Here is a 10,937-nt window from a genome sequence, read left to right on the forward strand (position 1 = left end):
CCCGTCAGGCCTTGCCCCAATGCTCGCCCAGGACGGTGGGCTCGCCCCAGATCTCTACTCCATCGAGCTCGAGATGCATTTCCTCTTTGAGTATGACCGACACATCGTCGACTTGCTCGGGAAAACACTCAAGGACGATCTCGTCATGTACGGGAAGGAACAGACGAGTACCCGCTGGAACTCGCGCTCCAACAGCAAGGCAGAAATCCTTGAAGATGTCCGCTGCGGAGCCCTGAATTATGTAGTTGACGGCCGTGTACGGCTTGGTCATGTCGCCGAAGAGTCGTCTTCCAGCCAGGGTGGATGGCGTCCCCCCAAGCTGAACTAGCTTCCTTTGAGCACTAATCCACCGGTTCATAATGGGGTAGGCACTCAGAATTTGCTGCTTCAGCTTCCCGGCCTCCGCAAGGGACATGCGCAAATCGTAGGCCAGCATCTTGTCCCCCTTGCCGTACATAAGACTTAGCAGGATGGTTTTCGCAGCGGAACGATGCTTTTCAGCTGTCTCTGTACGCTTGCCATTCTGGTCGACCTCGCGCGCTGGCAGTCCCCATACTTTGGCCGCGATCTCAACGTAAATATCGTTCTCGCGATCTACTGCTTTGATCAGCTCAGGGTCTTGGGTGACCACGGCTAGCAATGAGGGTTCAACGTGTGACAAGTCGCACCCGATTAGCACCTTGCCAGGATCAGCCATCAGAATGTAACGCTGCGAGCGGATCAGGCCGGGGTTCAAGGCGTAAGCCGCCGGTTGTCTCTTTGGGTCTTTTGCAGATCGGAGGTTCTGCATAGCGGGTTCCGTCACGGAACTTCTACCGGTGATCGCCTTTGTGGTGTTTATCGTCGGGTGAACCCTGCCATCAATGTCAAGGCACCTGCGTATCTCGGTCAGTTTCGTCAGTGAAGAACGGATTTCGAGGACGTCGCAGAAGTACTGCCAGTCTTTTGATGATTTTTCGGGCACTTCCGCAAGGTGACGAGTATTTTGCGCGAGGGACGCAGCGCCGGTGGCTGTCTTCGGCAGCTCGGCCCCGAGTCTCCGGATAAAAGAGTGTACTTCGGGCCCGCTCGTTGCGGGGATAAACCCAAGGGCAGATGAGGCCCCGTCTAATGCGCCCTCGATGGACGCTATGAGGGACATCAGCTCCTGTGTATCGACACGGATGCCGTCGTATCCAGTCCACCGCCACATTTGATCCACTGCAACTTCTCTGAGGATGTGGGGGCGCGCCCATTCGATCGCAGCCAGTTCGTCGGCGAGCTGCGCGCACTCGACCGCCTTCCCCGCTGCATAGCTCAACAGAGCTGGGTCTGCGAGTGGTAGCTCGGCGGCCGCGCGAGCAGGCCACTCTTCGCCATGCACCTGCTTGCCCGTACGCTCACCCCAGGTTGCGCGGAGCGAAGTCAACGCGGGGGCAAGATGAGCGTTCAACGCATTCTCTGGGTCGGGCTTAGCTCCCGGCCAGGCGACTCGGGCGCCAAGGAGGGTACACCTCAAACTGTCCAATTTGAGGTCCAAAGTTCTGCGGATCGCCCAAGCTGTCGCGTTTGCGTCGTGGGCCCAGACCCGGCGTTTTTCACCGTGGAAAAGGGCGACGCCGAAGCGCCGGGCTAAGTCCCGGTCTTCAGTCGCTACGACCCATCCGGAGCCATCTTGGGCTCCCACAGCCAGCAGGTGGCAGCGAAATCCCTTTTGAAACAGTTGATCTTTCGGATCGCTGATCATGGCGAGACCGAGCCGCCCCGGGTGTCCGACCAACCATCGTTGGAAGTTCGCGAGGTCTGCCTCATCTTGCAAAGCTCGCGCTGTGTAGCGGCTCATAAGGTGATCTCCGTGTCGGAGGGGACATGGAGCGCCGCAACGTGTGCACCCTCTGTCCCTGTGGCCGCCAGGGGCGGGGGTTCATGTCGCGCGGCTTCCATGACGGGATGCAATTCGCGCACGTTGCTTCGGTCTGTACCAGGGGCGCCAACTGCTGCACGAAGACCCATGCCCAACCAGTGAAATTCTCCGTTGACCTTCGCAAGTTGGATCCCCAATTTGTCCTTTCGCTGGGTCAGCTCCTTGGAAATGTGGGGGGTCGACCACGGTTTCAGGAGCCCCTGCTCGGCCTTGAGCCATTCCCCGATTGCTTCCGTCAAGGTCGACCGCTTGACCTTATGGTTGGGGTCCAAGACAACCTGTTCCGTGATGAAGCTTCCCAAGAGGTCCTGGTCCTGGCGGTAGCGATCAGTTGCCGAGTCAATGGCGGCAATCCTCGGCAGCACGAAGCCTTTTTCGCTGATAAGGCGGGCACCTTCGGCCATCCAGCTGAAGATGAGGTCCCGTTCTACCCAGAGTTTCCCGGGCAGGGTGCGGTCGCGGTCCTCTTCGCGGACGTAGTTGTTGAAGGGAATGAGCTTGATGCGATCCCACGTGCCGGGATCGGACACGCGGATTGTAGGCTCGAAATTGGTCATCAGGACCGTCAGATAGCGGGGGGTGACCGTAAAGGGCTGACCGTACTTTTTCGCAGCTGGCAGACCGTCAGTTTTGGTCAGTTCCTTCACTGCTACGGAGTCCAGGACCGTGCCTTCGTTAGTTTCGGACGCTATCAGCAGTCGGATCCCTTGAAGAGTTGCGTACTGGTGTTCTTTGCCTTCCCCGGATAGCAATGCTGAGGGTGCAAATGCCGCATACGTGCCGAGCAGTCGTGCGATTTGCTGCCAGAGGACTGATTTGCCGTTTCTTCCGGATCCGAGGCAAAGGGCGAGAATTTCTGGGTTGAACCCGAACATTGCCATCCCCAGCAGCAGTTGCATGTAGCCGATCAGTTCCTGGTCGCTGCGGAAGGTCTCTTCCATGAAGCGTTCGAAAGAGCTGTTCACGATGCCGGAATAGTCTGGAACAACACTGGCCCCGGTCACTTGGGTGTAGGCATCCCCCGTAACCCGCGGACGGGTCTTCCCGCTCGTCAGATCTAACACTCCCGCTGGGGTGTTGAGGAGGGACTCGGGTGTCTCTAGCTGCTCCACGGTCCGCGCGAGTCTCTCGTCCTGCTGGCAGGCCTTCACAGCATCAGTGACGTAGTGGGTTCGTGAGACGTCCAAATAGTCCCGTTCGAGCAAGTCGAGTAAGGCCCGTCTGGGGGTCTGGGCTAAGTCCGTAGCGAAGTGGGCACCCTTGTTGATCATCCACTTTTGATTGGTGGCATCGAAGAGGAAGACGCCCCCTTTGATGAGTGCCTCGGCTGAATGGCGGTAGCGAGAGGCATCGTCTGCTACGAGGGTGTGCGAGCGGAAGGAGGCTTCTTCGAGGGGCAGTGCAGCTGCGAGGAGCTCCGTCAGCGGGGCAGAACTTCGAACCGAACTAGCGAGATAGTCCCCCACGGAGCGCACAGAGGCACTTCCGCTCGTCGGGGCCGCCGTCCGGTCAGTGCGCGGCACACTCACAAACCGCACGTCTGCCCCGGCTTCACTCAGCAATTTCGCCAGGAGGACCAGATCGAAAGCTTTTTGCCAATGCTCACGGCCAATCAGATAGACCCGACGCCCAGCCAGCGGTACGCCGTCCCAGCAAGAAGCGAGTACGGCGCCTGAGCTTTGTCCCGTGGAACTTCCCAAAGGGGTGATTGTGCGCGACCAAGAGAACGCAGAGCAGACTGCCACATCTAGGTTTTCCCTGCGCGCTGCCGAAAGGACGGCGTCGGCGTCCACAGAGGCATAGTGGGGCGTTGCTTTGAACTCGACCGGTGCAGCGAAGGAGGCCTCGGCCACAACAACCGCCAAATCCAGACTCGTGTTCGATAGTGCCGGGGCACAATCAGGGTGAACATCCAACCCATTCTGACGATGATTTGCCGATTTCTGGCTCAGGATAGCGGAGGCGACTTTTCCCTTAGCGTCTGTCGCCGCATACGGCTCATCGAAGCGCGCCTCGAGCATCACCTCACCCCCGAGCCGATGAACCGGTATTTGAATGGCGTCCGCCGTTGCGGTGAACTTCAATTTTTTGGGCTTGGGTTGCTCGCCTGCTGCAAGGGATTTGTAGCCCCTTCCTGCGGCGACATCGGGCGAAACCCCACGGGTTGTGAGGTACACCCGGTGCCTTTTCGTGAGTCCCGCTGGCCACGCTGACGTGTTACTACGGGCGAGGTCAAGCAACTCGGTAAGTTGCGGAGCGTCCGCGGTTCCGAAGCGCTTCAACAGGTCAAGCAGTTTTTCTGGTGTGTCCATGAACCGGTAAGCGAGGCGAGTCGCGAGCTTGAAGTCCCCCGCGCATAGAAGTAAAGCAACAAGGGCAAAGCTTGTGTAACCGGCCTTGGTGCGGAGGCCAAAATGCGCAGCAGTCGTCTCCGAGTAGATGTAGAGCTTGGGAAGGTCATCGTTCAGGTAGACGTCGCCATTCAGGTGGGACGCGGCGGTCTTTAGGTTTGCTGTCCACTTCTCTGTACCAGCGGCAGCGCTAACCAGCGACCACCCAAGCGCTTCAATAGCCCGACGGACGTCCAGGCGCAGGGAGAGCTGGGTTCCTGGGCGGTTGTCGTCCGCCACCGGGATCCTAGCTCCGGGCCGTGTGATGTCGACAGAAGGGAACAGGTCATCGAGCCTGCTGAGCGCCACGGGAGGGGCGGCATCCTCTGATAGGACTCGAACAACCTTGGGGCTCGCTGGATCCTTCTTGTGCAGCGACCCGGCGGGGCGAAGGATGCGGGCGGCGTCGGACGTTACACCATGATCGACGCTGAACCCCCGACTTTCGAACTCCGCACGTATCCATTCGGCTGCACGAAGCAGCAGCTCCTGCTGTGCCGGCAGGACCAGGGGGGATTCAAGGTGGGTGTAGGCGTGTAAACCCTGGCCAGAGCTAACGAGCAAGTGAATCGGAAGCTTAGCCCCGCCGAAAACTTCAAGGGCGAGGCCCACCAACTCATCCTGCGACTCCGGGGTTCCCTCCTTGCCCGAGTCAAGGTCAAAGTGCAGGATCTGCGTCGGGCACAGGGTAGTTCTTGTGCCCTGGGAGCCGAACTTCGTCGTGATCTCGGTATGCGGTGTGACGCTCGTGTACACCTCGTCGTACTTCAGGGATTCGAGAACCGCTTCAGCGTATGCGGTCGGTCCGCAATTGAGCGGGAGCCAAAGTGTTTTCGCTGGCTTGGTCTCACTTTCGGGGTCGCTGGGCGTCACTCTTCTGGCACGCTTGATTGCGATGTAGCCGGAGTCCGAACGCGGGGATCGCTCGAACAGCGCGGTGTAGAACCGCTCCGCTTCGGCTTGTAACTCTTCCAGTGTGGACAGATTTTCGAGGCTCATCAGAAGCTCGCTTTCATGGGTTTTGATGCGCAACCGCATCTATCGAATGGAAGCGACGGTCAGAATTCTTCTCGCCTCCAGACTCCATGTGTGCGGAGGTTCAAAACAATCTCCCCGCGGAGGGAATAATGGGGCAGTGCTAGTCAACGAAGTGCTCCATGGGGATGCGCGAATCCTGCTGCCGGAACTCGCTGCAACAGGGTACGGAGAAGGATTTCGGCTGGCGTACGCCGACCCGCCGTTCAACACGAGACGGTCGGATCGAGGGCCGTTCCGAGATCAACGTACCGCCGCGGAATGGGCCGACCTCATCAAAGATGTTGCGGCCGGCGTTATGCCGCTCCTGTCACAGGATGGAAGCTTTTGGCTGCACGTCAATGACCGGCAGCTCGGAGCTGCTCAGGGGGCGTGTGATGCCGTATTCGGCCACGAGCATTTCGTTGGCACGATTTCGTGGGAACGGACACGGCGTCCCAGCTATCTGCCGGGCCAACCGCTGGCGAGTACTACCGACTTCATCCTCATCTACGCCAAAGACCCGCGCAGCCTCAGGCCGTTCACTGCGGGGACCACTGAGGCCGGGAAGCGAGTGCCGATTGCCCATAGAGGTAACCCGATCACCCGCCTACAGTTCCCCATTGGGGCCGTGCGTTTTACGTGCGCCGACGGTTTATACCAGGCTGGCGACCATTCAACGTCCGGGATCGACGTCAGGCTTACAGAGGACGTCCGTGTCAATGACGGCCGAAACACCACTCCGCTGTCGCTGACCCTGCCCAGCAGGTACAGCCAAGCGACAGTACACGGGATGCTCAACGAGGGCGCGGAGTTCCTGATCCCCCGACGCCCTTTCCGCCCCTCCTATCTGTCACCGGGTGGCAAGCCGAAAGCTGTATCCAACATCTGGTCCTGGCGTTTGGACGATAACATGCCCACCAACGAAGACGCCTATAAAGAACAGTTGCTCGCCGGTATGAGCCCGTTCCCTTTTGCCAAACCGGTGGGGCTACTGACAAGGATTCTTGAGGTCGCTACCGAACCGGACGATGTTGTCTTGGATCCCTTCGCAGGCTCGGGAACGACGGCCCTCGCGGCGGTGAGAACTGGTCGAAAATATGTGCTCATCGAAGAACACAACAGCACGATAAAAAACTTCATCCAACCACGCCTTATCGGTAGCCGTGGCAATGGCCCCGAGACAGGGCAGTAAACGGGGTACGGGCAAAAGCCCGGTCAACGAGGGCGGCCAGCGTCCGTAAGTACTTCGCCTCCAGTGGCTGGCCTAACCCCGGCTCGGCGTTGGGGCGAGTGGCGCCCTTCCATAGGGCAAGCAAGGTAGAACGACGGGCCGCTCGACCAGCTTCCCTGTAAATCCCCAGCTCCCAGACTCTATAGTTCGAATCTTTTGTTTAAACTTTACAAAGTTTGCCTTAACTGCCCGGAGGACTTCGCTTCCGGCTCCTTTGACGGTGCTTTTACGTAACCGGCTCGAGAAACCGGCCGAATGTCAGCCGCCCCCGATACGATTCTCGCCGTGGGATCAAGCAAGTACAGCAGCAACCTGGACGCCGAGATCGCCCGTACCCTGATGCGCCAAGAGCCTGTCCTTCTGACAGCCGCCGAGCTCGAGTTTGACCGAAACCCGCCACACCAGTTCGATCAGCCCCGCCGCGTGTGGGCCTGGATCCGCTATCCGGCTCAAGCGTGCCTGGTTCAGGCCATGGCATATGAGTGGAGTCGAACCGCTGTTCAGATCGAGTTTTGCGAGCCCCACATTCGAATATGGCGCAAGGGTTGGGTCTGGCTAAACTCCGTCACACCGGCCTCGCTAGATGACGCCTGAGTCGAGCTGCAAGTAGTTCAGCAAGCTGTCCGTGAATCTTGTCCTGCAGAAATGGCACATCAGGCCGGTGTGAGGTGGCGGAGAACACGGACGAGGGTCAAAGTCTCAGGTTTCTCTATGCCGGAGCGGAGGCTAACGCACCGGCGGGCTAAGTATCGAACAGACGTCCCGCTATTGCTGTACGCCCAAAAACGCGCCCTGCGAGTCATCCTGTCGATCGCGCAACGCCACACTGGGCTGGATGGGTGAGAATTCCTCGGACGATATGGTAAGCACGGGCTAGCGAATTGCCTGCCATTGCCGCGCATAAGCTGGGTGGGGTGTCTGTCCGGTCCCGCCGGTGGGTGGCAACTGAATGCGATCAGTACCATTGAGTATGGCCATGTACCTGCAGATCCCCGAAGATCTGGACCTTAGGCTGGATCGTATAGTGGTCGCATCACACGTCTCGAAGCACGCACTACTTCTCGAGGGAGCGCAGCTTGTCGTCGCTCGCCATGACCGGCAGCGCGAGATCGCAGAGGGCATGAGCTTCGTGGCCTCCCATGACGCCGCTCTGCTGACTAGCCTTGAAGACGCCTGACTCGCTACCTCTAACTACAGGACGCGCTTCAGGGCATTTGCAACAATAATTCCTGTTCACGATGGATACGGGTTTCAATCTGGCCCCGGGTGTAGCAGTGAGCATTTGGTGGGCTCTCCAACAGCTGGGCATCCGGCGAGGATGCCTCTCCAGAACGGACCGATGCGCCGTCACCTGCATTGCCGCCGTCACCTAGAGGTACGACATCGCCGGCGTCCAGGAAACCCTATGCCCCGTCACCGCCTTTCGAGCCCTGCTGACCATCGTGGGGCTGGCGAAACTTCAGCCCCCGATGCCGCCGAGGGGCCCGCCAGCGACGGCGAATGCCCCTTCTTTCCTCTTCCGCAAGCAGCCTGACCGCCCTATTCTGTGGGGATGGCCCACCCAGCCGGTATCGAGGCGGAGGGGGACCCCGACGAGGGTTGGGGTCCATGCATCTCCGTGGCGGAGTGGAAGCTCATGTACTTACGTGGGCTTAGCACAGAACAAATAGCACACCTCTGTCGGGTGCCAGAACAACGAGTCCGGCGGGTCATCCGGTCGTTCGAGCGCAGCCGGCCAGAGCAGGCCCGGACACGTCTAATCGTCCACAACCAGCCTACTCCCCCGACAGCGGCCGACCTGCGCCGCAAACCTCCCCGACCATCTTGGGAAGCCCGGCTCCAAGAGGCCGAAGAGTTTCGTCGGCGGCGCCGGCGGATGCCGCGCATCCTGGCCAAGGACCCGGTGGAACAAGCTCTCGCCGGGTGGATTTCCGGTCAACGCAAGCAGCTCCGGCGAGGCGCCCTGGCCACCGAGCGGCAGGAGCTCATGCAGGCAGCACTCGGTGACTGGGCTGGTGAAGAACGCCCCGTGGCTGAGGCAGGGATGTGGAGCGAGCGTCTGACCGAGGTGGCGGACTGGATCGACAAGCACGGGCAACCACCCCGACGGAACAAGGACGCCCGATTCGAGAGCACACTGGCTACTTGGCTGGTCACCCAGCGGGGATCGCACCGTCGGGGCACCCTGAACCCCGCTCGCCGGGCACGCCTGGATGAACAGCTGCCTGAATGGGATAGCGGCTGGCGGTGAGGCCGGGCATGGCCCCCGCTTGAGACGAGCGCCGGCTTCGTCATTCCAAGCCTCATCTCGGCTTAGCTAGGTCCCTTGTTACATTCCGTGCCTCCACCGGACGTGGCTGGTCCTTCATGGCAGGAATGGTGTTGCGCCCCCGGGTAGGAGTCCGGTTGGCATGGGAGTTTCGCATCCGATAATGGGTGCAGGAAGAGATTCACTGATATTGCGTCGAGGACGAAGTCGCGACGTTCGACCAAGGCACACCCCCGGTCCGGGGCTGGACAAAAAACGACGCCTGGATGCAGCACCCGCGCAGCTTGGCTGACCAAATCCTGTTCAAGCATTCCATCCCGCGCCGGGACGCCGAGGACAACTCCGCACGCCACATCGCCTACGGGCTGGCCACCCAGATCGCCCTGGAACGACTCCGCGAACTGCGCCGGCGACGCCGCCGCTGGCTCGAGCACAGCCGTCGTGGTGTTACTCGCCGCCGTCGTTATTCGGCAAGCTCAAGGGCGCTGCGGCCGGCGAACAATGAAAATGTGACGCAAGTCATAGCTAACGGACGTTTTTGACATTAGACTTGACTGACAGAAACGTCCGATGGAAGGCTGCATGTGCGCGGAATAGAAGAGGGACAACTCGCTGGCCCTGAAGCATCACCCGCGGACTTCGACGTCTATAACGAGTCGGATTCTGCTTCACACCAAATTGCGCTGGAGTTTGATGCCTGGGTCACCAGGAAACGCCATGGCGAATGGTGGGCTGAAGTCATCAAGACGCTACCGATGGACCGGGTTGTCGTCGATGTCGTGAACAGCTACAGGAGCGCACTGGCGCTGGGGTCTGCCCTCAACCCGGTGGAGGAGCCGGTCTCGCCGCAGATGGCCCGCAGCGTGCAGGCCAGCATCAACCGGTGGCGACACGTGATGAAGGACTACCGATTCCTCACCAGCACGGAGGCAGGTGAACTGCTCGGCTCACGGTCAGGCAACCGATCCCTCGCATCCCACCGCCGGTCCAAGGGCGAAGTCCTCGGGGTCAAGCACGGAAACGCATTCCTCTACCCGGAATTCCAGTTCGATGGAACCGGCGACATCTGCCCTGTCATCCCCCGCCTGATCACACTGGCGGATGAGCATGACTGGTCAGAACAGGGCCTGATCCTCTGGCTCGTCACCCCCACCGGATACTTCGATGACGAGCCGCCGGTCAAGCACCTGGACGACCCGGACAGGATCATGGCCGGTGCCCGCAGCCGGTTCGAGCCCGCGTGGTAGGAGTGCCGGTGGTCCGCGAACCACCGAACCCGTTCAGCCCACAGACGGAGATGCTGGCTGCGGGGCAGCCACTGTTCAGGGTCTACTCGAACAGGGTGCCCAGCCCGGTGTCCTTCAACCCAGGCTTCGGAAGCGGGGGCCGGTTCCACTTCTTCGGAGACCCGCTCATCCCGGTGCTGTACGCAGCCGAAACGCAGATCGCCGCCGTATGCGAGACCATTTTGCACGAGGTCCCCAAGAAGGGTGGGTACGTTGAGCACGAGGACTACCGGACATCGGTGATGGCCGAAATTCAGCCAGCAAGCGAGCTCAGGCTTGCATCCTTCCTGGGGACGGGCCTGAGGACCCTCGGCATCGGCGCAGTAAACCTGACCGACACCACCAGCTCCCACTACCCGCGCACAGTCAAATGGGCGGAGGCAGCCCACGCCGCCGGATTCGACGGCGTCGCCTGGATGTCCGGACGGGAGAACTCGTCAAAGGCCTACATGTTCTTCGGCGACCGCGTCAGCGAGAGCGACCTCGAGGTCAGCCCAGGAGGTGTCTCCCGCATCTTCGCAAGCGGGAAGGACTTCGACTGGCTGGTGGACCACTGCGCGGTCATGAAAATCGATGTGATGCCGCCGGTATAACGGGCTGCGGATCAGTGGCCCATGCTTCTGCGGCCGTCGACAGGAATGATCGCCCCGGAAATGTAGGACGCATCATCACTCCAGTGCACTACCCTGGCGATTTCATCCGGGTTCGAGAAACCATTTCTTCCCCCATGCCTGCTTGCATCACCAACTGCTAAGCGGAGTCTGAGCGGCCTAGGGATTTCGGACAGTGGGACCTCTTAAACTGAGGTTTCTACTGAAAGTGAGATTGGCAGTATGTCTGC

At 60.2% G+C, this 10,937-nt stretch carries 8 protein-coding genes and 1 pseudogene; 6 read left to right on the forward strand and 3 right to left on the reverse strand.

Going from position 1 to position 10,937, the window contains the following annotated elements; translation table 11 throughout:
• Positions 1-4: 4 nt before the first annotated feature.
• Complete coding sequence (locus ABD059_RS17535) at positions 5-1,822, reverse strand: DNA polymerase (protein ID WP_343882406.1); 1,818 nt, start codon at positions 1,820-1,822, stop codon at positions 5-7.
• Complete coding sequence (locus ABD059_RS17540; RefSeq protein WP_343882408.1) at positions 1,819-5,292, reverse strand: DNA primase family protein; 3,474 nt, start codon at positions 5,290-5,292, stop codon at positions 1,819-1,821. The genes ABD059_RS17535 and ABD059_RS17540 overlap by 4 nt, the downstream gene beginning before the upstream one ends.
• Positions 5,293-5,428: 136 nt before the next feature.
• Here ABD059_RS17540 and ABD059_RS17545 point away from each other — a divergent pair, with 136 nt between their 5' ends.
• The 6 genes from ABD059_RS17545 (at position 5,429) to ABD059_RS17570 (ending at position 10,689) form a co-directional block, all read left to right on the forward strand.
• A complete protein-coding gene (locus ABD059_RS17545) occupies positions 5,429-6,502 on the forward strand; it encodes a DNA methyltransferase (RefSeq protein ID WP_343882410.1) in 1,074 nt (357 codons plus the stop codon).
• A gap of 1,015 nt (positions 6,503-7,517) precedes the next feature.
• Positions 7,518-7,718 carry a hypothetical protein gene (locus ABD059_RS17550; protein ID WP_343882412.1) on the forward strand — a complete coding sequence of 67 codons (201 nt, stop codon included), beginning with the start codon at positions 7,518-7,520 and terminating at the stop codon, positions 7,716-7,718.
• A 375-nt stretch (positions 7,719-8,093) separates the two neighbouring features.
• On the forward strand, positions 8,094-8,792 hold the full coding sequence (locus tag ABD059_RS17555; protein ID WP_343882414.1) for a helicase associated domain-containing protein: 699 nt from the start codon (positions 8,094-8,096) through the stop codon (positions 8,790-8,792).
• Positions 8,793-9,094: 302 nt separating this feature from the next.
• On the forward strand, positions 9,095-9,352 hold the full coding sequence (locus ABD059_RS17560) for a hypothetical protein (RefSeq protein ID WP_343882416.1): 258 nt from the start codon (positions 9,095-9,097) through the stop codon (positions 9,350-9,352).
• A 42-nt stretch (positions 9,353-9,394) separates the two neighbouring features.
• A complete protein-coding gene (locus tag ABD059_RS17565; protein ID WP_343882418.1) occupies positions 9,395-10,057 on the forward strand; it encodes a hypothetical protein in 663 nt (220 codons plus the stop codon).
• Between the two features lie 8 nt (positions 10,058-10,065).
• A complete protein-coding gene (locus ABD059_RS17570) occupies positions 10,066-10,689 on the forward strand; it encodes an RES family NAD+ phosphorylase (RefSeq protein WP_343882420.1) in 624 nt (207 codons plus the stop codon).
• 11 nt (positions 10,690-10,700) lie between these two features.
• On the opposite strand, the pseudogene ABD059_RS17575 reads toward ABD059_RS17570, so the two are convergent.
• Positions 10,701-10,808: pseudogene (locus tag ABD059_RS17575) on the reverse strand (beta-ketoacyl-ACP reductase); the annotation flags it as partial.
• Positions 10,809-10,937 lie beyond the last annotated feature (129 nt).

The organism is Arthrobacter flavus (assembly GCF_039526005.1).
In the GTDB taxonomy this organism is placed as follows: domain Bacteria; phylum Actinomycetota; class Actinomycetes; order Actinomycetales; family Micrococcaceae; genus Arthrobacter_D; species Arthrobacter_D flavus.

Bases quoted from the DNA above. Each gene is read 5' to 3' on its own strand.
- ABD059_RS17535 (WP_343882406.1), bottom strand. From the start codon at position 1,822: ATGAGCCGCTACACAGCGCGAGCTTTGCAAGATGAGGCAGACCTCGCG.
- ABD059_RS17540 (WP_343882408.1), bottom strand. From the start codon at position 5,292: ATGAGCCTCGAAAATCTGTCCACACTGGAAGAGTTACAAGCCGAAGCG.
- ABD059_RS17550 (WP_343882412.1), top strand. From the start codon at position 7,518: ATGTACCTGCAGATCCCCGAAGATCTGGACCTTAGGCTGGATCGTATA.
- ABD059_RS17555 (WP_343882414.1), top strand. From the start codon at position 8,094: ATGGCCCACCCAGCCGGTATCGAGGCGGAGGGGGACCCCGACGAGGGT.